Below are 21821 nucleotides of genomic sequence, written 5' to 3' on the forward strand. Positions count from 1 at the left end.
AATTTTAGTTTGATTACGAAATATTAATTCTAAACGGTCTTGTTGTCTGATTGTTTATTAAAAGTTTAGCATGCGCTTTAAAATTGTCTATGTTGCTTAAATCTTCTTCGGTAAAAGCCGGTTCAAATTGTTCTTTTAAAAATTGGGCATCTTCTATCCCCACGCGCAAAGCAAGCATGGAACCCACATTGCCAAACACAGCTTTTTGTATCTTATCTTCCAATTGCGCTATAAACTGATGCGCCATAATAAGATTCAGGTGGTACTTTCTCGCTTCAGATAAAATAGTAGCTATGCTGTCTGTAGAAAAATTTTGAAACTCATCCATATACAGATAAAAGTCGTTCCTAGTCTCCTCTTCTATGTCTACGCGCGAAAGCGATGCAATAAGCAATTTTCCCACAATAACAAGCCCTACAAGGTTGGCGTTAAGTTCGCCAAGTTTTCCTTTGCTCAGGTTCACCAGTATTATCTTCTTTTCGTCCATCGCAGTCCTAAAATTGAGCGAACTTTGCTTATGGCTTATTATCGGTCGTAGAAACTCATCCGAGACAAAACCGTTTATCTTGCTTGTAATATATGGCGCTATGTTTGCAAGGGCCGCATCCCCTCCCGCCTTTTCGGCTTCTTTCTCCCAAAAGTTCTTAACTACCTCGTTGGTTTCCCGGCTCAACTTATCACTTCTAAACTCGGAATCTGTAAGAACACGTGATACATCTAAAAGTGTGGGAATTTCATATTCGTAATCATCTAATAGAAGGAGGCAGGCATTTCTAAAATACTGGTCAAACATGGGACCCATTGTCTCTTCATGAAAAAGTTTGCGAAATATTCCCAGGAGTTCGTTCACCACAAGCGTCTTTTGCTGCGGACGACTTGTGTCATATTCAAGCATATTTAACCCGAAAGGACGGCTGGGGTCGCCCGGGTCAAACCACACAATATCATCCCAGCGCTCTTTGGGAACTACCTCAAGTATCTTATGCGCCAAATCTCCGTGAGGGTCTAAGAGTGCCACGCCTTCTCCATTAGCTATATCCTGCTTTATCATATTATAAATAAGCCTACTCTTACCGGTTCCCGTCTGCCCTATTATATACATGTGTCTGCGCCTGTCATTTTTTGATATTCGTACAAGATGCCTCTCACCCCTGTAAACATTTTCCCCGAGCACAAGACCTTCAGCAGGCAACGTGGGTGGTGGTGGTGCCGCCTTGCTACGCAAGCTGCGCATCTTTGTCATTTCTGTATCTACAACAGGAAAGTGGTAAAAACTTACAACTTCATCAATTGAAAAATTAGACGCGTTTGCCGAACGGGGTATTCTAAATGAATAATCAAAGATAAACTTACGCATACTTCTTGCCGGAACTTTTTTAAATACCAGAGAGTTGCCACTGGCTGAATTAAACTGCGCAAAAGCGGCTTCAAGCTCACTCAATACCTGCTCAGCCCTGCCTTTATCTTCAGCCGCGGAAACAAGGCGCAAATTAACATTAAAGTGCGTCTTATAAGCCTTATCGCGCACCATCTGTACAGTGTGTTCGTCTACCGGCTTGCGATACATTTCCTGTTGCTCTTCAGGTTTTGGAGGTTTGCTGGTAAACTCTTTAAACACATCCTTTGCCAAACTACCGCTGCCTTCATGCGATGCCTCGTTAAAGCTTTTACCTTTATACATCTCCTGCACTATCTTTTCCGCCATACTCTGTTGGTTTTTAGAACTTACCGGCTTTAACACTAACTGTACCACAACCCCCTCCCCTTCTGCTTTTAACTTGCTCATTGCTGTAGCTATGTTGTTAAGAGGGTCGGCATTCATTTCATGATAAGTTACAAGAGGAAGCACAGAAGGCCGGCGCAATTGGGCAAAAGATGCCGCTGAAGCGCCTCCGGGATTAAAAATGCTATAATCTTTTACCTGCTCCACCTCTGCGTGAGGGAAAAAACCATGTACCTGTTTTTCTAATATATTTTCCATATTGCGAGGCACAGCAATATATGTATGAATATGCTCGCCTTTGTGATGTACCGCCATCTCCAGTGCTATATACGGCTTACCGTAAAGAGTTTCTCTCAACCAGCCTCCGGCTTCCAGTGTACTAAAAGAGGCAAGGAGCTGTTCCATTAAAGATATCTTTTCTTTTACCGCCTCGTGACCCTGGCCTCCTTCTGCCTTATTTGCAAGCGGAAGAGTTACCAAAAAAAGACTCATGTTTAAAGAGCGGGTAACTACTCCGCGTTTTGCAAGATGGCGCATCCAAACTAAAACACCACCCATGAGAGCAAAAAGTAAAACAAGTCCTGAAATTATAAAAAACTGTGTCATATCTATAATTTTTCCAGTTTTCCCGTGTTGACTAAGTGGTCATGCAGCTCGTCAACTAAGGCATCGTGAAAAGCATCTATAAGCGCGGCGTCATCAGTTGCCCGCACCTCTTTTACAGCGCTGTCTAAATCTTTTTCAAATACACTATTAACAAGTTTCTGCACTCTCTCATGAAGCTCCGGTAAGTTGTAGGACTGCTCCTCACCTCCATGGGTGGCCGGCAGCTCTTCGTGCCTTTCTTCTTCGTGCGGTGAATGTTCGGTTTCACCATACAGTTTTTCACCGACAATATCATGCAGGTGCTCTTTTTCCGGCTTTGGTTCGGATTCAATACGGCGTCCATCCACGGGCAACTGCTTTCTCTTTTCTATTTCCTGCGTTAAGGTTTCAAGTTGTTGTTCTAATGTTTGGTTGTCTGCCATATTAATTTTCTGAGTTTATTTTTTCGTTATATTTTTCTAAAACTTTTTTTGCTTCTTGCTGCACAGCGGGGTCTTGGTCAGATTCGGCTCTTCTTTTTATATTTTCCAAAATAAAACCCTTGTCTGCACCCTCTGTAACTTCAAATAAAACCTCCGCATAAGCTTCCAGGTTTTTCAGCCTTTTGTTTACTTTTTTATCTTCTTCTTTAAGCATTTCTTTTATCTGTTTCATTCCTTCGCTCGCTTCTCTTTCCATCCCCTCCTCTGTGTTAGCTTTCAACATCTCCTCTATTTGCTCTATGCCTTCATTTGCTTCTTTCTTCACCCGCTCTTCTCTTTGTTGTTCTATATTAGCTTCTAATAGTTCCGTGATTCTTTCAGCCTCTTGTCGCACCTGATTATTTTCACCTTCATCATCCGCTGTTCTCATATAACTCTCTAAAACTTTTTCCTTGTCTGAAAAGGTCGCATCTTCAATCGCCTTCTCTGCAAAAAGACGCATATCTCTTATCTTGTTTTTAATATCTTGTTCTTGCTCGCGGGCTTCTTTTTTAAGAATATCTTCTAACTCCTCTATGCCCTGTTTCGCATAGTTTTTAAGATCTTTGCTTTTGTTTAAATCTTTGTTATTATCAAAATTTTCAAGTCCCATATTTTTGATTAATTAATTTTTTGCCTAATATTATTCTAACATAAAAACAGCTACAAAAATTGAAAAATCAGAAAATTAAGCTATAATGTAAAGGTTCGCGCTTTACGCGCTCAACTTTGAAAAATACAAAGCACGAAATCCGATATTCGGATTTTGAAATTAATTTTGTTGAGCGTTAGCGCCTGCCTGCCGGCAGGCAGGCCTGCCTGCCGCGCTAGCGTAGCGGCGCAGGTAGGAAATCCCGACGCTATCAAAATCTTTGATTTTGATAGCGTCGAGGATCCACGATACCGCAAGCGAATCAAAGATTTGGGCGGTATCGGGACAAAAATTATGGAAAAACCTGTTATCCAAGCGCCGGCAGAGGTTTTGCGCAAAAAAAGTGAACCAATAAAGCAATACAATACCCCCGATTTAAAAGGGTTAATTTCGGATATGATGGACACGGTTATAAAAGAAGACGGCGTAGGCCTTGCAGCTCCTCAAATAAATATCTCAAAAAGAATTTTTATAATACCCGAGGATTACGCCCCTGAGATAAAAAACCTAAACCCCAAAACATGGTTGCGTCCCAAAACGCAAACTGTATTTATTAATCCTGAAATAATTTTTTACAGCGATGTTAAAGAGGAGACAGAAGAAGGTTGTCTAAGTGTAAAAGGAGCAAATATGTACCACCCAACAAACCGCTCTTATGAAGTTGTAATACGCGCGCAAAATGAAAAAGGTAAAAAGTTCAAAATACGAGGACGGGGTTTTTTGGCGCGTATATTCCAACACGAAACAGACCACTTAAACGGAATTCTGTTTATAGACAGAATGCATGAAAAATAGACAAGCAAATTAACGATATATAAATTTAGACCGTTGCAAGCGCCTACCTTATAACCCAAATTTGTTATTAATGAATTCTAAGATAGAAAAAGTGGGGTCTAAATTTATATATCGTTAATTTGCTTTTACATAATGAAAAATAAATCAAAAATTATCTTCTTTGGAACTCCGAAATTCGCTGATATTATCTTAAAAGAGCTTATAGCTGCTGACTATAAGCCCTGTTTGATTGTAACAGCTCCCGACAAACCCGTGGGTAGAAAACAAGAACTTGTGCCGCCTGCAACCAAAATCACAGCAAAAAAACATGGCATAGAAGTTTGGCAGCCCGAAAAATTGGAAATTGGAAATTGGAAATTGGAAATTAACAAACTTGGTCATATTGATTTTGCTGTAGTAGCGGCATACGGTAAAATTATCCCGAAAGAAATTTTAGATACTTTAAAAAACAGATTTGCAAATATTCACCCCTCTCTTTTGCCTAAATGGCGCGGTCCCTCGCCTGTGCACTCCGCTCTTTTGCATGGTGATACAACAACAGGAAGTACAATTATTTTACTGGATGAAAAAATGGACCATGGACCAATACTTGCACAGGAGGCATTAAAAATATCGGAAACAGACACAACAGAAAGCCTCACAGAAAAACTCGCTATACACGGAGCTAAAGTCTTAATAAAAACTATTCCCGATTGGACAAGCGGTAAAATTAAATCAAAAGAACAAGACCACAACAGCGCTTCATACACAAAAATAATAACCCGTGAAGATGGGCGAGTAGATTGGCACGAGAGCGCGCCAAGCTTAGAGCGCAGGTTACGAGCTTTTACTCCTTGGCCGGGACTATTTACATACTGGGAAGAAAAAAGATTAAAAATACTATCATTAGACACAGAAAAAAACGAACAAAAAATAAACCCCGGACAGGTTGTACAACATAAAAATATTTTCGCAATACAAACCGGAAGGGGGCTTGTACTGCCGAGGGAAGTGCAGTTAGAGGGTGGCAAGCCAATGGAAGTAAAAGAGTTCTTAAAAGGCCACCCCGGCATAATAGGCGTTCAGCTTCTGTAAAAAATAAACGGGTCACTGCAGTGACCCGTTTATTTTTTACATATGTTTTTTTAAAAGATTAGTCAGCTCGCTTGTGTGCTCTTCCTTATCTTTTTGCATTTTTTCCCAAAAGGCTTTACAATCCGCGCACTCCCCTGCATCTTTTAAATAATTGTTTTTAATGCGCCACAAGGCCTTGTTCTCCTGCGTTAACTGCAACATTAAATTGTATAAATGATTATCTAACATAGTGTGTTTTAAATTTTAATTATATTTTTAATTATATCATTCTATTGGGCAAACTAAAGGATCATTAATCTTTTTAGCTAGTACGTATATTGAAACAAGAAGAAGCATAACCCCCAAAATGCCAAACTCAGCCCCTTTAAACGGCAAAATAACTAAAAGCCCTGTAGCGCCGAGGGATGCTAAAAGAGGAGTTAAAATAAGCGAGCCGCAAGCCGCACAGCCTACTCCCAAAAAACCGCTCATAGTACCGCCTATGCTTGAAAAGACTCCCCTCTTTTGTATTCTCTGTTTAGATAAACGATTTTTACTTATCATAAACACAAGCATTGGTATATTTACCCCTAAAAGAATTGATATCGCAATGGTGCTAAATGCGGACAAAGGAATAACACTTGTCTGTAAACCTCCCACAAGTCCCCAAAAAAAGTGAAGTTTATACCAAATACTTACAGTCGGTGCCATTAGTACCTTTCCCACAAGTGTGGCATTTGGCGCCAATACAGAAGTAAAAAAAACCAAAAACGAAACAGCCACTCCCATCACAACATAGAGTGGCTGTTTAAAAACCCGTTTTAAAGATTTTAGCAACATTATTGCTATATTATACCTCCTTAATTGGCCTGAAGCGCTAAGTCAACAATGGCCTTTATGCTGTCGTAAGGTTGTGCTCCATCTACAGGGTATGTTTCACCGTTAGGTGCTACAACTACACTGTAAGGAGTGCCCCTCAAGCCCGCGTTAAACGCATCTTCCAGGCTGTCTGCAACCTTATCTGCATACCTGCCACTATCTAAGCAAGTCTGGAAAGCTGACCTGTTAACACCCGCGTAAACCGCTATTTCCGGCAACTGAGAATCCGCAAGTCCATTATTCATTGGACCTACTTCAAACACTCTGTCAATAAAAGCCCAAAAAGCATCATTTCCGCCAAGCTCTCCCGCGCATTCCGCGGCCTCTGCCTCCCTCGGTGCTTTTGAATGCAGTTGTTCAAGAGGCGCGTGCCTGTAAACCCATGCCACCTGCCCGTCGTAATCTTCTACAATCTGGTTAAGTGTTGAATGTATTCTTTGGCAAAATGGACACTCTAAGTCTGAATACTCAACTATCTTTACAGGCGCGTTTGAATCACCTTTTATCCAGTCGTCAGAAGTTACTTCTTTCATCTCTATCTCAGCGGAAGTTCCGGGAGGTACCGGTTCTGCCGTGTTGCCGGGCTGGTTATTATTTGCCACCTGGTTAGTTCCTGTAGTAGCCCCTCCCGATAAATAAACAGCGGCTGCAATAAACATGCCCGCTATTATTATGGACAAAGGAATAAGAAACTGATTATTGTCTCCGCCTTTATCTTCTTTTTTGAGATCTTTTAACTTTGATTCAAGTTCTTTTATCTCGACTTCTGAAGTTTTTTTCTCTGTCATTGTTTGTTTTTAGGAATAAAATTTTTAAAAAATCCTATATCCAAATTAATTATTTATTTTATATGGCAACTTACCTAATTAAGTATATCACAATTTAAATAATTTATAAAAGCAAAAGCACCAGAAAAACTCTGATGCTTTTTATGAAGCTATAAATTCTTTCACCACTTTATTAAATTCCTCAGGATTTTCGCGGGCCGGCCAATGTCCGGCATTTTTGAATATATAAAGTTTGCAATCCTGAAAAAGTGTGGATGCTCTGCGGGCTTGCTCAACAGAAAACAGTGGATCAAGCTCTCCCCAAATAACAAGAGTTGGCACTTCAATACGATGAAGCTTGTCGTCTCTTCTTATCGCTTTTTTCTGTCCACGCAGGCCAAATCCGTGCCTGAACAGCTTAAGAAACGTACCCCTGTTCTCCTCTCGGGTATTTTTAAGCCGCGCGGGCTCAGGAGGAGTAAGGGCATATTCAAAAATTGCTCCCAATATCTTACCTATCTTCGGGACCGCACTTGCTCTGCTTATCCAGTTCTCCGCGTCTTCAATGCCATGATAGTCCAAATACTTCCATAGCTCCCCAACTCCAGGAAGGGTTAAAAGACGGTACGCAAACTTAATATCTTTACTAAGTCCCGCGCTACCCATAAGAATAAGTTTAGAAATATTCCCTGAAAACTCAAGGGCATAGTCCAGTGCCGCCAACCCGCCCAAAGAGCCACCAAGTAGCACGGGATTTTCTATATCAAAATGCCTGCGAAACTGCTCTATAAACACCGTTGCTGAAAATATTGACATCTCATGTCTATACAAAGGTTCGGATTGACCGAATCCCGGAAAATCAAAAGCGTAAACAGTGTTTGTTTTAGCAAGCTCAGGAAAATGTTCTTCCCACTGAAATAGAGACCTTCCAAGGCCGTGAAGAAGTATTATAGGAGGGCCACTGCCGGCCTTCGCGTAATGTATCCTTCTTCCCGCAATTTCTACAAAATCAGGTACAAATTGGAACTCTTCACTCAAGGTCAATCACCTCCTTTCTTTTACCCTAAGTTGTGTGATGAATTTTTATGTACTGTGTAATTTATATCACAACTAACTAAAAAAAACAAGGTTGACACCTTGTTTTTTTTAGTTAGTTGATATGTTTATTTGTATTTACTGCGTTATTGAAATTCCTGTTGCATAAGCATCCCTGTCTGTTGTGTTAATTGTGTATATTGCGTCCCAGTCCCAGTCATTATTTAAAAATACACTCTCACTGGTTATCCATCTCTTTGTTCCTGTGTCTCCCTTAGGAACAAGCATATACACTTTAGGGTCTCCCGCTGATGTGGCGCGTACAAAATTAGACGTCGTAAAAGAATCAAGAGTAGTCTTATTTACAGTCTGCACATCGTTCCAGTTAAAGTGCCCGTAGCTATCAAAAACATGGGGACTTAAAATAAGTCTCTTAAACTTCTCATTGCAAACATATTTTACAATGTAAATATCAATATCACCCTGTGCGCGTATAAGAGCGCCGTCAGTGATTCCTGTGATAGTTGTTGCTGCCTGATTAAACGCGCACACTTGGGAATTAACACCGCCCAAAGTATTGACTCCCGCAACCGTCCCTCCTGTGCTACCGGATGTGCTACCCCCTCCCGTATTGGGCACCTGATTAGCGCAACGATAAATATATCCGTTACTATCTTTGCAAAGATAGTTTGCAAAAACATCGGCGGGTACGATAAAAACACCCGCAATCATAGATATCGCCACCCAGAAAACTACTGTTTTTTTGATGTTTAATGTCATAATATTTTATTCTCACTAAGTGGACATATTATAACATGTAACTAATTATTTGTAAATACCTACGTATGCACACAAAACTTCCTTTACCCTAAGACAACTTATGCAATAAGTTTGATAGTATCTTTATATCTTTTTCTGCCTTTTCTTTTGTGGTTTTAGAGTAAAGAGAGGCCGCGGGATGGTACATAGGCACTAAATATGCATTTCCATATTCTGTTTTAACCCGTATAGAATGCCCGTGAATTTCCCTCATTGGCGCTAAACTATCTATGAGGCCATATTTTTTCATTAAGTACTCTGCCGAAAACCTACCAAGCGTTACAATTATAGCAGGTTTTATTATGTTTATCTCTCTGTCTAAAAAGGGGGCGTAAAGCTCTATTTCTTCAGAAGAAGGGTCTCTGTTTTCAGGGGGTCTGTCTTTAACTATATTTGTTATATAGACATCGCTTCTGCTTATTCCCGCAACAGATAAAAGTTTGTCTAAAACCCTGCCGGAAGCCCCGCAAAAGGGACTGCCTTGTTCTGCTTCGTTCTTTCCGGGAGCTTCGCCTACAAATACTATTTTTGCATCACAACTACCCTCGCCCATAACGTGAAGGTAGTCATTCTTTTTTCTATACTCATACAAAAGAGAGGTCCGCAGATTAGCGACCTCTCTTTTTATTTTTTCAAGTTCTTTTGCTTTATTCATATCTCAACGCTTCAATAGGACTCTTTTGGGCCGCCTGCCGCGCGGGGCAAATACCAAAAACTAATCCAACCAGACTTGATACCACAACTCCAAGAAAAGTTAACTTTTAGAAGCACGAATCATGAAAAGCCCTCCCACAGCAAAGGTGCCTCCAAATCCCATTATTAGAAGACTGATGAAAAAAGCAAATTGCGCCAAATAGTCAGCACTCACTCCCGCGCTAAGCTCTGCTAATAAGCCATGAACAAGCGGACTCCATGCAAGTTCCCTGACTTGAGAGTCCAGTGGATGCATGCGGTCAAAGTCAGACCAGTACCTGCCATCAACAGGAACATCATACTCCCCCGCTTCAAATACTTCTCCCATGTACTCAGCATCTTCTTCAAGAGTAACTGTATGTTCGCCGTGCATTACGTGATAACTAATTGTGGAAAACTGCACCATCAACTCATCAGATGTATTTACCAAAGGGTCGCCGGGATCCAAATTCCTTTCATTAAGCGGATATTTCCAATCATCTTTAAGCAGTGACAGAATTTCATTACCCGTATCCACGCTTCCTCTATCAACAAATTCGCCATTTTCGTTGTAGCTTAATTCTATCCCTTGTGCCTCATATACTGCACCCAGAGATTCCAGACCGGCCTGCGCTCTTAAAAACACAGCGCCTCCGACAGCCATAAAACCAAGTCCCGCCAACATAAATACAACCCCGGCAAGTTTTAGATTTTTTTGCATTTTATTTTGCATATGAATATTATTTTAATTTTTAACTGTAAATAATAAATTATAGCAAACAAACTTTGCGGCCTTTTTTATTATACACCCGCCTTAACAAAAGAGGAAATATCAGCGGTATTTTTATGAAACAAGATATTTATTTATAGCTTTCTAAGATACCATCTGAATCATGGCATATTGACCATAAGAGAAACCAACAAACATTATAAGAAAGCTGAGCAACAGAGCGTAAAATGCAGTTTCTAAGTATTCGTGTATGGTCTTCATGGTAATGTGTTAGATATTAAAATTTTTTATAACTTTATTCACATTATACAATCATACAAAATAACACGCAAGTCCTTAGTTACTTGCAACAACACGCCTGTGTCAGCGCTTTCACTCTTTATCTTCGTCCAAAGTTCCCTATATAGCTTGTTCATTTCTTTTTCATAAAACCAAACCCTTTGAAGAAGTTTTGGATACACCAAAAAAACAACTAAAACAAACACTACTCCATACAGGTAACGGTTTGGGTCGTCTATGCCAAAAAGAATTCTCAATATGGCCGTTACATATATTTTATAATGCCTATACTATAAAAACCCCGCAAAACGGGGTTTAAAAACTAACATCCGGGAAAACCGTCCTCCCAACTACAGGGTCCTGAGTGGTTTTCATAGTACTCACATATCGCAGAACGTCCGCAACCGCCGAGCTTTATCAATTCCTGAGAAAGCTTCTGTCTTGTGTAATCTGCCTCTTCAGACTGCTTTCTCATTACCTGCATAAACGAGCGTATAAGTGCCTTCTTCTTTAAGGGATCTGTCTCCCGCTCAACACTTGTGAACAGTTCGTCGTGCATGGCCTTTTTCATGTCACCTCCTATTTTCTCCCAATCACCCCTCAGGCGCTCACTGTCTGCTCCGTAATATTCTTCATATTTCCAATCAGCAGGACTCCAAAATGATGGGTAGAAAGAAAATATTTGGCTCATGCCGCGCAAAACGTTTTTCCATGAAATTCTAAACCTCTTCAAGTTATTCCTCCTTTTTATGTACTGAACTTAAGATACATTAGCTCCCCTGTTTTTGCAACTATTGCGTTAACGCGTCTAACTTACGGAACTACCGGGCTCTACATCTTTTTCCGGAATCAAAAGAACAGGACCATCCTCAGAGCTTGCGGCAAGTAGCATTCCCTGAGATTCAAGTCCCATTAATTTACGGGGCTCAAGATTGGCAACTACAACTATCTGTCTGCCGACAATATCTTGAAAATTATATTTTTTTGCTATTCCGGCAAGTACCTGCCTTTCCTCTTCTTCTCCAACATCTACCACCAGCCTGAGTAGCTTATCAGAACCATCTACATTTTCCGCGCTCTTTATCGTGGCTATTTTTAATTCAATTTTTGCAAAATCTTCAAAATTTATCATGATTTTATTTATTAAATTATAGATTTTATACTAACACCCAAAACAAAAAAAGGGAATTTATTATTGACGCCAAAAATCAAAAGTGGTATGCTATGTGCAGTTACTTAAACAAATAAATTTCTGGCACCAATACGAAAGGAGGGAGATAGTGACAACCATAAAAACAACATGCGACAATTGCAGGAATGTTGAAATCTTGGTCAAAGAAATGAAGGGTATAGTCCAAAACCCTGAAACAGGAAATGGTTTTTATATATTCTTGTGTGTGGAGTGTGATACGCACCAAAAAAATCCCGCGAACAAAGAGGTAATCGCAGTTCTCTCAGCTTTAGGTATTTCCATCACTCTTGAATTGACAGAAAAAGAAATTGATAATTTCTCCGTACAACTTGATAAATTGGAGGATGTAGTTGGCGCAATGGAAGCTGCCAAAAAAGAAAAATAGCACAAAAAAAATCCGCATACTAAATGCGGATTTTGTTTTGAAATTAAAAATATTTACCTTACGTCCCCTTCTGTTATATGCGTTTCCGGCATATTTTTAATTTATAGCGGGCTTTATTTCGGGATTTCCACCTGTTGCGCGATGAAATAATCCACCTCTTCGCATAACCCACTTTGTAAGCTCGATAAATAGTAATCTCACAATTCCCGATCCAAGAGCAAGAGATATGCCAAACATATCCAGAGGAACCGTTGAAAGCAATGTGTTTAACGCAGGTACATAAACTGAAGAAAACATAAGGAGCATACCTACAACAATACCCATTATCAGATATTTATTGTTGGTAATGGAGGAATGGAAAATAGACTTATGCAGCCGCTTTACAGAAAATACATATATTAGCGTGTCTGTTGCTACCGCTGCAAAAATAACTGTCTGAATATACTGGGTCGGGTAGCCGGCCCAAACCAGCCAAAGGAATAAGCCGACTAAAATTAAATTACTAAATATTCCAACAATACCGATAATGTACATCCCTAATCTGTCTAAAATAGGCTCTTTGCGCTTAAAAGGCTTTCGTTTCATTATATCTTCCTCTCCCGGTTCAAACGCAAGCGCTATGGCAGGTAAGCCGTCCTCAACAAGATTTGCCCACAGTATCTGCACTGCTGTAATAGGCAAAGGTAAGCGCAATATTAAAGCGGTTAAAACAAGCATTATCTCTGTAAACGCGTTTGAAATAACAAATATAGATACTTTGCGTATATTATCAAAAGCGATTCTGCCTTGGCGTATGGCCTCGCTTATAGTAGTAAAACTATCATTCATTAAAACCAAGTCAGAAGCTTCCTTTGTTACATCCATGCCTGTACCCAAGGCAACTCCAATATCCGCATTTTTTAAAGCCGGAGCATCATTTACACCATCGCCGGTCATAGCTACAACTTCTTCCTTCAACCGTAAGGCCTCAATTATCTGCATTTTGTGTTTAGGGCTGGCGCGAGAAATTATATCCACGTCCCCTATAATATTAGCCAACTCTTCCGCACTCATCTTGTCCAACTCACTTCCTTCAAGAATTGACTTTTCGGTATTCCTAAAACCGAGTTTGTCACCTATGGAGAGTGCTGTAAGCTTATGGTCGCCCGTTATCATAATTATCCTTATACCCGCCTCTCTGGCTGTTTGCAGAGATTCTGAAACATCCGACCTTATCGGATCACCAATAATAGCCGTGCCTGTATAAACAAGATTTTTAATCTCTTTTCGCAAAGATTCTGAATCTTCAAAATCCGTCTTTGCGCTATCTTCCAAAACGCGTTCGGCAAGTCCTATTAACCGATAACCACTACTTGCAAGCTCATCAATTTCTCCCTGAATTTTTTTCTTCTCAGCATCGCTTTTTGTAGATATCTCAAGAAGTTCTTCGGGCGCTCCTGTAACAAAAACCTTAGTACCCCCCTCTGAATTGTGAAAAGACGCTATATATTTAGAATCAGAGTCAAAAGGAAGTGTTGCAATTCGCGGCATCTCGTCCAATGCTTTTTCTAAATCCCCCCCATTATCTATAAAGTATTGTAATTTGGCTTTATCGGTTGATTCTCCGCTTATCTCACCACCTTCCATTATCATCGCCTCATTAGCAAAAGCGAGCGCGAAACCTGCATTGTGTGCTTTATCTGTGTGCTTAAGATCTTCAACTTTCATCTTGCCCTCTGTTAAAGTTCCGGTCTTATCTGTACAAATAACACTTGTAGAGCCCAAAATTTCCGCTCCAAGAAGTGTTTTTACTAATCCTTTTTTAGAAAGTATTCGCTGAGAAGCAACAGCAAGAACTACAGACATGGCAGCGGGTAAACCTTCAGGAATAGCGGCAACCGCAACCGCGACTGCAAGAGTAAACATCTCTGTAACATCCTCGCGCGCCAGCTCAGAAAAACTTCCGGCTCTTTCAAAAAGCCCTACTGCAACTATCACAGCAGCAAAAAATACAACAATCCAAGATATTTTCTTACTCAAGCCCTCAAGACGTTTTTGAAGGGGTGTTTTTTCTTCTTCAACACTCGCTGTAAGTTTTGCTATCTCCCCAAGTTCGGTGTGCTCTCCTGTTGCAACAACAAGTGCCACACCATCGCCCTTTTCTATTACAGTTCCCGCGTGAACCATATTTACGCGTTCCGCCAAGTCTGTTTTCTCATCTAAATCCGCAACCTCTTTTTTAACAGGCATAAATTCACCTGTAAGTAGGGCCTCGTTAGTCTCTATATTCTTTGCTTCTATAATACGCGCGTCAGCGGGAACTTTTACTCCGGCATGTAGTAATATAATATCCCCGGGTACCAATTCTTTAGAATCAACCTCTTTTAATCCGCCACCTCTTTTTACCTGAGCCTTTATGTTTACAAGTTTTTCAAGTTTCTCAAATAAGTTGTTAGAACGAAACTCCTGCCAAAAACCTATTAAAACGTTTATTAAAACGGCAAGAGTTATTACCAATGTATCTGCGTAAAGTTCTAAACTCCCGCTATGCCCGGCCTTGGATTCATGCACAGCAATCCACAAGGTAAGGCCGGCAGCTATCAGTAATATAAAAATTAAAGGGTTAATAAACTGACTAAAAAACATTTGCCACCAGTGTTTTTCTTTTCCGCGCGGAAGTTCATTCAAACCAAAAGAGACCTGCCTTTCAGCAACCTCTTTTGTGGAGAGACCTCTTTCTGTGTCCACAGAAAGCTTCTCTTTTATCTCATCAAGAGTTTTTAAGTGCCAAAGCACACTTTCTTGCTTGTCCATAAGTTAAATTAAACTAATTTTCCCCTGCTCACCCCCTTTTGCCACATCATCGCAACAATCACTGCTAAAGCTAAAAATACTCCGTACGCAAACAGCAATGTACCCAAACTATACCCTTTCACGTAATCCATAAAAAACGCGAAATACAAAGATGCCATAACTAACGCGCCGTTTACAAATATTGGCTTCCTTAAACTTGCCAGTACGGACGTTTTTTCTTTTTCCAAATCACCCGCTTTAAAAGGTACAGCTGTAGCAAGCGGCGCAAAAATTATCATTAAAACTGCCGCAAATCCTGCCGTAAAAAGTAAGGATAGTGTTTGTAAAATAAAGGCGGGAGATGATAATGTTGCATCGGCGTTCACAACATAGGATGCGAACTGACCCATGAGGGCAAGTCCCAACCCAACCCATACAATCTCAGCAATGCTCTGTATTGACCACATCTCTCTGTCGTCTAAACTAAAATCTCGCAGTGACCTGAAAAACACAAAAGACGCTATTGTGGTACCACCTAAACTAAGCGCAAAACCAAGAGAGTGAATTGAAGACACTAAATCTCCGACGCCCGCAAATGACCCTATATTTATACCGAGACTTTCAAGACTAACCAAAGACACTATGAATATCAGCATAGAGCACATTGACGCAAACAGACACCATATACACCACTGCCTTAACAAAAACGCCTGCACAAACAAGAGATAGCAGGAAAAAAGAAAGGCTCCCGCTGTAAATAAAAGCACCAGCCAAATGGCTGTAGTATTAAAGTAATCTAAAAAGAAAACCATAATCCCATATATAAGGAATATCAAACCATAATAAAGCATTCCCAAATACTCAAGATGTATGCCCATAAATTTTGCGAAGCGACTATTAACAACGGTGTTGCAATTAGAACCCGTAGGACACACAAGTTCTTTACCACTTCTTTTCGTTCTAAAAATATAGGTTGCTATACCAAAACCAACGGCCCCCACGGTCGCTACAAACGCGTAAAAACCCGCGGGCTTAGGCAAAAGAGGTAAAAAAGAAAACCCCACTATAGCAAGTAATAATAGAGAAAAGTATATATAATAGCTCTTGTTTATTTTTATTTTCATCATTTTAAATTATACCATCCATTGTTAATAATATAATATGGACAAAACCTATTTTTAAACCTTATCTCTATTCCCACCGACACCATTTTTCGAAGCACGTTTTTTATATAATTCCACAATTCCGCCTTCAATATTTTGCACGATATTGCCTGCCCGCAAAAGCCGCGTTAATCTGGCAAATCTCAATATTCTCAATGCCTGGAAAAATCCGTTTGAAAACGGTATAGAGCCGAAAAAATCCAATAAATTCTGTTTAATATGCCTCCACTTTTTAGGAGCAAAATATACTCCCGCGCTAAAATCAGCAAGGAATATATACGCTATTATAAGATCCAGCGCATTCATTCGCCTTAATGTTTCTTCCGTAACATTGTCGCCAAAAAACTCATAAGCAAGCATTCCCCCGCTGATAAGTGCTAATGCGGCTATGATTATTATATACCAAAGCTTTTCCCTTAATTCTATTACAAAATATTTTATTTTATTAATGTTTTTCATACATTAAAGATTAACAAACAGCTGTGAGGCAGCAAAAAGAATATATATAGCAACGAGAACAAAGCCCTCTTTTCTGCTAATAGTGCTTTTTTTCTTGCGTAAGAAAAAAAGCACTGTCAAAAATGCTGCCACTGTAAAAATAAGTCCAACAAAAAGGCTTAGTTTGTTCTCTAAATGTATTGGAGAAATTAAACTCACAATACCCAAAATCAAAGTGGAATTTATAACTCCGGAACCAAAAATATCGCCTAAAGATATGCCGCCCATTTTTCTGCGCACGCTTCTTATGCCTATTGTAAGTTCGGGCAAGCTTGTGCCCACACCTACTACTAAGACACCTACCAATATCCGGGATAAACCAAAGGCGACAGACAGGTTGCGCACACTATAGACTATAAGTATTGCTGCGGAAATTAAAAAGGTAACGCTTGCTAAAAATACGGCTAAATTCTTAAAAAATTCTTTCCTGGTTTCTGCTTTATGGTGCACATGCTCAGCCAGATGCGGGCGGAAAACTTTTTTGCCCAATATCATATCATCAACATCAAGAAGGCGGATTATATTCCACGTAAAAAGCAGAAGTAAAATAGTTCCGTCTATTCTTGAAAGAGCTCCATCAAGCATCAAAACAAGAGGCGAGAGAAGCAGTGCCAGCTCAAAAAATCTGTTCTTGCGGAAATGCTCATAGTCTTTGAGGGCAATGTTCCCTCCGACAATCGCAACTGTTCCTAAAATAAGAGTAAAATTTATAACATTGGTTCCTAAAATATCCCCGAACGAAAGTTCGGAAATCCCAAGAAGCGCGGAATTTATTCCTACAGTGAGCTCAGGCAAAGAAGTTGCAAAGGCGACAAGCACAAACGAAAGCACAAATTCAGATATGCCTAAAAACCGGGCCATAGCTCCCAAAGAGCCTACAACACGTTTTCCGGATTGGATTAAAAGGAATATTCCAACTACTATAGCTAATACTGAAAACCCTATATGCATGTTTTGTAATTATTTTTTATCTCTATTACTTTTAAATATAAATTTACGCGATATTACTCCCGTAGCTCCCAACACTACAAAAAGATGCTTATCCAAGTATTTAAAAACACAATTTTCATACTAATAAAACACTTTCATTATAACTACAACACTCCACCAGCACACAAAAGAAACCGTCGTCGATATGCCGGCTATTACCATAAACTTTTTCACGCGCGGAGTTTTTTGCTCCCACTCAGGCGCTAATTCGCTGAACTTGGGAGTAACCCACACATTCAGAAATATCCCGTTCAAAAAAAGTCCCAGCACTAAAAGCATTTTAAGCTTAAAAAGCCAGTACTGCTCTAAGCCCTCCAGGGGAATAAAGAGCAAAAAACCGCTCAAAGATATTAAAATCAAGCCGAGCCAAACTTGTATAGATAATATGGGCGCTACTCGTGAAATTACAGAAATAAGCCCGGGCTTAAGTTTAAAAAAAAGTAAAAGCAGGTCTGTCGCAGTAACAGCTCCAATGGCAATAATAGATCCGGCAATATGAGTGAAAAGTATCCAGTTGCGATACTCTACAGCAAATTCTGTAATAAGTTCCATGTTTATTATTATTATTCTTTTTCTTTATCACGATTTTCAAACTCGCGATAAATACCCGCGAACGCAAACCACAGCGAAGTTAAAAAAATTACAAGTGCGAATAAAATAATTAACTTGTACATATCTTTATTCTATCATGTGTAGGTGTTTTTACAGAAAAAAATGGCGCAAAATTGCGCCATTTTAATAAAAGAACTATTTATTCCTGTCCCCCAAAATGGTCAAGCCATTTTTTCTCTTCCGGATGGAGGACATAACAACCAAGATCTCTGTCATAGACTGTCACAACGTTCACAACAGGCTTAATGCCTACCCCCAAAAACTCTTCTGCCTGAACCCTTGAAAATCCATCCTCAAGCATTCTCGCTACTTTTTTAGCATGCCGCGCGCGCTTTATTTTCTCTTCCTCCGCTTTGACAAGCTGGAGTCTGAATTCGTCCGACATTTACAACCTCCGTATAAGGAACGTAGCGATTATAACATTGTAATTACTGAAAAGAAATACTTACTGTTATAAAAAACAATCAACTGTTTATCCAAAAATTCCATATATCTCGGGTAACTTCAGGGACCCTGTAATCAAAATCCCACACTCTCCTCTCTGGCCACGAGTGCTCCTGTCCAAAATACATGCGGAACAAAACTTTAACCTCATCATTATTTGCATATGTCTTTTCTTTGTACATATCTGTCTCTTTTTCTCCCACCAACTCCGCTTTGTAATGTTCCTGCCACGCCAAAAGTGTTTCCTCAGCGGAAATAAAATTAAAACCATCTATTGGTGTGTCACTCTTGTTTATTCTTATATATTTATCCATGTCTCCCTGTACAAGCATTATCGGCGCGCGCGCGTCCGAAATATCCAGTACACCTCCATCTGCTCCAACACCACTCATTAAAGAAGCGCCGGCTCTAAATATGTCCGGAGATTCGACAAGAAGTTTTTGTGCCAAAAGCCCTCCATTAGAAAACCCTGCTACATAAACTTTTGAATTATCTATTTTATATTTTTGTTTCGCATCCTCTACTACTTTTAAGATAAAACCCACATCATCTACATTGTTCTGGAAACTATACCCACAACAAAACCCGCCATTCCATGACATTTTCAATCCTTCTGGCAAAAGAAGCGCAAAACCTTTTTCCTGAGCCAAAATATTAAAGCCTGAATAGGCGCTTATCCACTCTGACCGGTCTTTAAACCCATGTAAAAGCACAAGGAGCGGCTGCGACGGACCATCTTCTCTCGCATTGAACACGCGGTATTTTCTAACAGTTCCATCTACTTCTATAGATGTTCGGCTCAACTTCACAACACTCCTGTCCACGGGTTTTAAAACAAAAAACCAGACATACAAAAGTCCTGCAACCAAAGCAAGTATTATCACCAAAACAAATACAGAAATAAATTTAACCATATATCCTTAATGTTACTATTTCAAAACTTACACTATTCTAATAACTTTAAAAGCTCGTCTCTAAAATTTTTCACTTCCCCATCATCCAAAACAGATAATGCATAAACCTCATCTGAAAACTCTTTCATTTTTTTAATGTGTTTTTTAACTTCCTTATCATCCATGGCAAGATCAGTCTTTGTTATTAAAATTATCTCCCGCTTTTTTAAAAGATTGGGGTCAAACTCTTCAAGTTCTTTTCTTACTGTTTTGTATGTAGCTTCCATATCACTATTCTCACACGATACAAGATGTACGAGTATCTTTGTACGTCTTATGTGGCGTAAAAATTTATGCCCAAGCCCTTTTCCTTGCGCGGCACCCTCTATAAGCCCGGGGATATCAGAAATTATGTATCCAAAACACTCGCCCAAAGCCGGCTCAAGCGTAGTAAAAGGATACGCGCCAACTTTTCCCGCGGCGCGCGTTAATTCATTAAGTAAGCTGGTTTTTCCCGCGTTTGGAAGCCCTATAAGCCCCACGTCTGCTATAAGTTCTACCTCTATATAAAACTCCCCCTCTTCACCAGATTTCCCTGTTGTAAACTTGTCAGGACTTCTATTTTTTGACGATTTAAAAGATTCATTCCCGCGTCCTCCCCTGCCGCCCTTTAATAGCAAAAACCTATCATCCTCTTTATCCAGTGAAATCTTTCCTCCGGTTTTGGTGTTTGTGATACGCGACCCTACAGGCAAAAGAATATCCAAATCTTCCCCGTTAGCGCCTTCCAGGCTGTTTCTGTCACCGTCTTCTCCGCGCTCTGCCGCAAATTCTTTTTTTGTACGATATTTAGAAAGCAGGTGAACATCGCGAACGGCGTGTACATAAACATCTCCGCCTTTTCCACCATCTCCACCAGTGGGACCTCCATACTCGGTATTTTTATCATGCCTCCAACGCACAACACCATCTCCCCCGTCTCCGGCCTTTGCATAAATTGTTATCTCATCAACAAACATATACATTACAGTACCATGTAAAGCAAAATAAAGAAAAACCAAACCTATCCCTGAGTTATTCTATGTTTTTGAGTTTTTCACTAAAGAGTTCTTTAATCTTTTCAATTTTTGGATTAATAACAATACTACAATAAGGCGCGCTTGTGTTTTTGTTGTAATAATCCTGATGATAGCCCTCCGCGGGATAAAAATTCTTAAATGGCAGAACTTTTGTAACTATTGGCTTATCATAAACACTCTCATCTTCAAGATTTTTTTTAGAACTTTCTGCCAAATCTTTTTGTTCATCATTGTGGTAAAGAATAACGGCCTCGTACTGCGGGCCCATGTCACTCCCCTGCCCGCCTGCCTGAGTCGGATTATGCGAAGTCCAAAAGATTTCCAGCAAATCGTTATAGCTTACTTCATCCGGATTATACTCTATTTGTATCGCCTCAAGATGTCCGGTGTCGCCTCTTGTTACCTGTTCATAGGTTGGGTTTTCTATATCTCCTCCCGAATAACCCGAAGTAACTGACTCAACGCCTTTGAGCATACGAAATACGGCATCTTGGCACCAGAAACACCCCCCTGCAAATGTAGCTTTTTGTGAATTATTTTCCATTTTTTTAAACAATACTAATCTACTTTCTGTTTATATCTTGCCAAAGCCATACTACAGCAAGAATGCCTACCACGAGCCATACAAGCCATGTAAGAAGTGCAAAAAATCCAAAGACTCCTCCTCCCATCATTCCTACTCCGTTACCCATATGCCAGTCCATCATGTGGAATGAACCTCCATCGCTGTAAGTATCCTCTGTGTGTGCCAATGTAAACATGGGAAATGCCAAAAAAAAGTTAGTTACAAAAATAAATGTTTTTTTCATGTTTTTTGGTTTTAATTATTAAACTTTTAATCTTTTCTTGCACTATAAAACCGGGACACTTCCTTCAGGAAGTGTTTCTCTGCCTTCCGAATTCCAATCATGCAAGCCTCCCGTTAACTCATAAACATTAGTATAACCCATATCAGCCAGTTTCTGAGCCGCAATCTTGCTCATAGAACCCGAGCGGCAATATAAAACAACTTTTGTATTTTTATTCTCAACAACAGACACTATGCTGTCTGTGTCGTTATAAGAAATAAAATAATCCGTTCCCGGAACATGACGCTGTTCTGGTGTGTGTACATCTATAAAAACAAAATCTTTATCTTCCAGCATAACTTCCAATTCCGACGAACTTATAGAAGTAAAGTCTTCCAACTCGTTTTTATCCTCCGATTTGTTCATAACGAAAAATATAAACACACTCAAGACAAAAAATACTACTGCAATTAATATAACCTTATTCTGCATATTAGCATAATCCTCTTTTTAGCAAACATAAATCAAATTGAC

At 39.8% G+C, this 21821-nt stretch carries 27 protein-coding genes; 3 read left to right on the forward strand and 24 right to left on the reverse strand.

Going from position 1 to position 21821, the window contains the following annotated elements; genetic code table 11:
* Positions 1-13: 13 nt before the first annotated feature.
* From WDZ40_02360 to WDZ40_02370, 3 genes are read right to left on the reverse strand one after another with little or no spacing between them, the layout of a single operon-like run.
* A complete protein-coding gene (locus WDZ40_02360; protein MEX0877686.1) occupies positions 14-2329 on the reverse strand; it encodes a DUF87 domain-containing protein in 2316 nt (771 codons plus the stop codon).
* Between the two features lie 2 nt (positions 2330-2331).
* A complete protein-coding gene (locus WDZ40_02365; protein MEX0877687.1) occupies positions 2332-2751 on the reverse strand; it encodes a hypothetical protein in 420 nt (139 codons plus the stop codon).
* Between the two features lies 1 nt (position 2752).
* Positions 2753-3403: a hypothetical protein gene (locus WDZ40_02370; protein ID MEX0877688.1), complete on the reverse strand. Its 651-nt coding sequence runs from the start codon at positions 3401-3403 to the stop codon at positions 2753-2755.
* Positions 3404-3556: 153 nt separating this feature from the next.
* Here WDZ40_02370 and def point away from each other — a divergent pair, with 153 nt between their 5' ends.
* Both def and fmt read left to right on the forward strand, forming a co-directional pair.
* On the forward strand, positions 3557-4237 hold the full coding sequence (gene def, locus WDZ40_02375; GenBank protein ID MEX0877689.1) for a peptide deformylase: 681 nt from the start codon (positions 3557-3559) through the stop codon (positions 4235-4237).
* A 132-nt stretch (positions 4238-4369) separates the two neighbouring features.
* A complete protein-coding gene (gene fmt, locus WDZ40_02380) occupies positions 4370-5311 on the forward strand; it encodes a methionyl-tRNA formyltransferase (GenBank protein MEX0877690.1) in 942 nt (313 codons plus the stop codon).
* A 36-nt stretch (positions 5312-5347) separates the two neighbouring features.
* Here the strand turns inward: fmt and WDZ40_02385 are convergent, their stop codons facing one another.
* The 10 genes from WDZ40_02385 to metG form a co-directional block, all read right to left on the reverse strand.
* Complete coding sequence (locus WDZ40_02385) at positions 5348-5539, reverse strand: hypothetical protein (GenBank protein ID MEX0877691.1); 192 nt, start codon at positions 5537-5539, stop codon at positions 5348-5350.
* Between the two features lie 36 nt (positions 5540-5575).
* On the reverse strand, positions 5576-6130 hold the full coding sequence (locus WDZ40_02390) for a hypothetical protein (GenBank protein ID MEX0877692.1): 555 nt from the start codon (positions 6128-6130) through the stop codon (positions 5576-5578).
* Positions 6131-6150: 20 nt separating this feature from the next.
* Complete coding sequence (locus tag WDZ40_02395) at positions 6151-6957, reverse strand: DsbA family protein (GenBank protein MEX0877693.1); 807 nt, start codon at positions 6955-6957, stop codon at positions 6151-6153.
* Between the two features lie 141 nt (positions 6958-7098).
* Positions 7099-7974, reverse strand: a complete 876-nt coding sequence (locus WDZ40_02400; protein MEX0877694.1) for an alpha/beta hydrolase — start codon at positions 7972-7974, stop codon at positions 7099-7101.
* Between the two features lie 135 nt (positions 7975-8109).
* Positions 8110-8751 (reverse strand): hypothetical protein, encoded by a 642-nt coding sequence (locus tag WDZ40_02405; protein MEX0877695.1) that lies wholly within the window; start codon positions 8749-8751, stop codon positions 8110-8112.
* Between the two features lie 88 nt (positions 8752-8839).
* The gene (locus WDZ40_02410; protein ID MEX0877696.1) at positions 8840-9445 is read right to left on the reverse strand and encodes a uracil-DNA glycosylase; all 606 of its coding nucleotides are present in this window, start codon (positions 9443-9445) and stop codon (positions 8840-8842) included.
* Positions 9446-9544: 99 nt separating this feature from the next.
* The gene (locus WDZ40_02415) at positions 9545-10195 is read right to left on the reverse strand and encodes a hypothetical protein (protein ID MEX0877697.1); all 651 of its coding nucleotides are present in this window, start codon (positions 10193-10195) and stop codon (positions 9545-9547) included.
* 296 nt (positions 10196-10491) lie between these two features.
* A complete protein-coding gene (locus WDZ40_02420) occupies positions 10492-10728 on the reverse strand; it encodes a hypothetical protein (GenBank protein ID MEX0877698.1) in 237 nt (78 codons plus the stop codon).
* Between the two features lie 65 nt (positions 10729-10793).
* Positions 10794-11204 (reverse strand): hypothetical protein, encoded by a 411-nt coding sequence (locus tag WDZ40_02425; GenBank protein ID MEX0877699.1) that lies wholly within the window; start codon positions 11202-11204, stop codon positions 10794-10796.
* A 75-nt stretch (positions 11205-11279) separates the two neighbouring features.
* Complete coding sequence (metG, locus tag WDZ40_02430; protein ID MEX0877700.1) at positions 11280-11603, reverse strand: methionine--tRNA ligase subunit beta; 324 nt, start codon at positions 11601-11603, stop codon at positions 11280-11282.
* 148 nt (positions 11604-11751) lie between these two features.
* Between metG and WDZ40_02435 the strand changes: the two genes are divergently transcribed.
* Positions 11752-12048 carry a hypothetical protein gene (locus WDZ40_02435; GenBank protein ID MEX0877701.1) on the forward strand — a complete coding sequence of 99 codons (297 nt, stop codon included), beginning with the start codon at positions 11752-11754 and terminating at the stop codon, positions 12046-12048.
* A 96-nt stretch (positions 12049-12144) separates the two neighbouring features.
* Here WDZ40_02435 and WDZ40_02440 read toward each other — a convergent pair whose 3' ends face one another.
* From WDZ40_02440 to WDZ40_02490, 11 genes are all read right to left on the reverse strand, one after another.
* Positions 12145-14841 (reverse strand): HAD-IC family P-type ATPase, encoded by a 2697-nt coding sequence (locus WDZ40_02440; protein MEX0877702.1) that lies wholly within the window; start codon positions 14839-14841, stop codon positions 12145-12147.
* Between the two features lie 8 nt (positions 14842-14849).
* Positions 14850-15944 carry a vitamin K epoxide reductase family protein gene (locus tag WDZ40_02445; GenBank protein ID MEX0877703.1) on the reverse strand — a complete coding sequence of 365 codons (1095 nt, stop codon included), beginning with the start codon at positions 15942-15944 and terminating at the stop codon, positions 14850-14852.
* Positions 15945-15998: 54 nt separating this feature from the next.
* The gene (locus tag WDZ40_02450) at positions 15999-16442 is read right to left on the reverse strand and encodes an ion transporter (GenBank protein ID MEX0877704.1); all 444 of its coding nucleotides are present in this window, start codon (positions 16440-16442) and stop codon (positions 15999-16001) included.
* 3 nt (positions 16443-16445) lie between these two features.
* The gene (locus tag WDZ40_02455; GenBank protein MEX0877705.1) at positions 16446-17432 is read right to left on the reverse strand and encodes a sodium:calcium antiporter; all 987 of its coding nucleotides are present in this window, start codon (positions 17430-17432) and stop codon (positions 16446-16448) included.
* Between the two features lie 120 nt (positions 17433-17552).
* The gene (locus WDZ40_02460; GenBank protein MEX0877706.1) at positions 17553-18023 is read right to left on the reverse strand and encodes a hypothetical protein; all 471 of its coding nucleotides are present in this window, start codon (positions 18021-18023) and stop codon (positions 17553-17555) included.
* A 199-nt stretch (positions 18024-18222) separates the two neighbouring features.
* Positions 18223-18468 (reverse strand): hypothetical protein, encoded by a 246-nt coding sequence (locus tag WDZ40_02465; GenBank protein MEX0877707.1) that lies wholly within the window; start codon positions 18466-18468, stop codon positions 18223-18225.
* Positions 18469-18547: 79 nt separating this feature from the next.
* On the reverse strand, positions 18548-19441 hold the full coding sequence (locus WDZ40_02470; protein ID MEX0877708.1) for a PHB depolymerase family esterase: 894 nt from the start codon (positions 19439-19441) through the stop codon (positions 18548-18550).
* A gap of 32 nt (positions 19442-19473) precedes the next feature.
* Entirely contained in the window at positions 19474-20481 is a 1008-nt protein-coding gene (gene obgE / locus WDZ40_02475) for a GTPase ObgE (GenBank protein MEX0877709.1), read from the reverse strand.
* A 13-nt stretch (positions 20482-20494) separates the two neighbouring features.
* A complete protein-coding gene (gene msrA / locus WDZ40_02480; protein MEX0877710.1) occupies positions 20495-21043 on the reverse strand; it encodes a peptide-methionine (S)-S-oxide reductase MsrA in 549 nt (182 codons plus the stop codon).
* Positions 21044-21062: 19 nt separating this feature from the next.
* Positions 21063-21308: a hypothetical protein gene (locus WDZ40_02485; protein ID MEX0877711.1), complete on the reverse strand. Its 246-nt coding sequence runs from the start codon at positions 21306-21308 to the stop codon at positions 21063-21065.
* A 42-nt stretch (positions 21309-21350) separates the two neighbouring features.
* Entirely contained in the window at positions 21351-21713 is a 363-nt protein-coding gene (locus tag WDZ40_02490; GenBank protein ID MEX0877712.1) for a rhodanese-like domain-containing protein, read from the reverse strand.
* Positions 21714-21821 lie beyond the last annotated feature (108 nt).

The organism is Candidatus Spechtbacterales bacterium (assembly GCA_040879145.1).
In the GTDB taxonomy this organism is placed as follows: Bacteria; Patescibacteriota; Minisyncoccia; order Spechtbacterales; family 2-12-FULL-38-22; genus JAWVZY01.

Excerpts from the sequence above, each read along its gene's own strand:
- WDZ40_02440 (MEX0877702.1), bottom strand. The coding sequence starts at position 14,841 with ATGGACAAGCAAGAAAGTGTGCTTTGGCACTTAAAAACTCTTGATGAG.
- msrA (MEX0877710.1), bottom strand. The coding sequence starts at position 21,043 with ATGGAAAATAATTCACAAAAAGCTACATTTGCAGGGGGGTGTTTCTGG.
- WDZ40_02490 (MEX0877712.1), bottom strand. The coding sequence starts at position 21,713 with ATGAACAAATCGGAGGATAAAAACGAGTTGGAAGACTTTACTTCTATA.
- WDZ40_02485 (MEX0877711.1), bottom strand. The coding sequence starts at position 21,308 with ATGAAAAAAACATTTATTTTTGTAACTAACTTTTTTTTGGCATTTCCC.
- WDZ40_02465 (MEX0877707.1), bottom strand. The coding sequence starts at position 18,468 with ATGTCGGACGAATTCAGACTCCAGCTTGTCAAAGCGGAGGAAGAGAAA.
- WDZ40_02445 (MEX0877703.1), bottom strand. The coding sequence starts at position 15,944 with ATGAAAATAAAAATAAACAAGAGCTATTATATATACTTTTCTCTATTA.
- WDZ40_02360 (MEX0877686.1), bottom strand. The coding sequence starts at position 2,329 with ATGACACAGTTTTTTATAATTTCAGGACTTGTTTTACTTTTTGCTCTC.
- WDZ40_02385 (MEX0877691.1), bottom strand. The coding sequence starts at position 5,539 with ATGTTAGATAATCATTTATACAATTTAATGTTGCAGTTAACGCAGGAG.
- WDZ40_02460 (MEX0877706.1), bottom strand. The coding sequence starts at position 18,023 with ATGGAACTTATTACAGAATTTGCTGTAGAGTATCGCAACTGGATACTT.
- WDZ40_02410 (MEX0877696.1), bottom strand. The coding sequence starts at position 9,445 with ATGAATAAAGCAAAAGAACTTGAAAAAATAAAAAGAGAGGTCGCTAAT.
- WDZ40_02405 (MEX0877695.1), bottom strand. The coding sequence starts at position 8,751 with ATGACATTAAACATCAAAAAAACAGTAGTTTTCTGGGTGGCGATATCT.
- WDZ40_02415 (MEX0877697.1), bottom strand. The coding sequence starts at position 10,195 with ATGCAAAATAAAATGCAAAAAAATCTAAAACTTGCCGGGGTTGTATTT.
- WDZ40_02470 (MEX0877708.1), bottom strand. The coding sequence starts at position 19,441 with ATGGTTAAATTTATTTCTGTATTTGTTTTGGTGATAATACTTGCTTTG.
- metG (MEX0877700.1), bottom strand. The coding sequence starts at position 11,603 with ATGATAAATTTTGAAGATTTTGCAAAAATTGAATTAAAAATAGCCACG.
- WDZ40_02395 (MEX0877693.1), bottom strand. The coding sequence starts at position 6,957 with ATGACAGAGAAAAAAACTTCAGAAGTCGAGATAAAAGAACTTGAATCA.
- WDZ40_02390 (MEX0877692.1), bottom strand. The coding sequence starts at position 6,130 with ATGTTGCTAAAATCTTTAAAACGGGTTTTTAAACAGCCACTCTATGTT.
- WDZ40_02450 (MEX0877704.1), bottom strand. The coding sequence starts at position 16,442 with ATGAAAAACATTAATAAAATAAAATATTTTGTAATAGAATTAAGGGAA.
- fmt (MEX0877690.1), top strand. The coding sequence starts at position 4,370 with ATGAAAAATAAATCAAAAATTATCTTCTTTGGAACTCCGAAATTCGCT.
- WDZ40_02370 (MEX0877688.1), bottom strand. The coding sequence starts at position 3,403 with ATGGGACTTGAAAATTTTGATAATAACAAAGATTTAAACAAAAGCAAA.
- WDZ40_02455 (MEX0877705.1), bottom strand. The coding sequence starts at position 17,432 with ATGCATATAGGGTTTTCAGTATTAGCTATAGTAGTTGGAATATTCCTT.
- WDZ40_02365 (MEX0877687.1), bottom strand. The coding sequence starts at position 2,751 with ATGGCAGACAACCAAACATTAGAACAACAACTTGAAACCTTAACGCAG.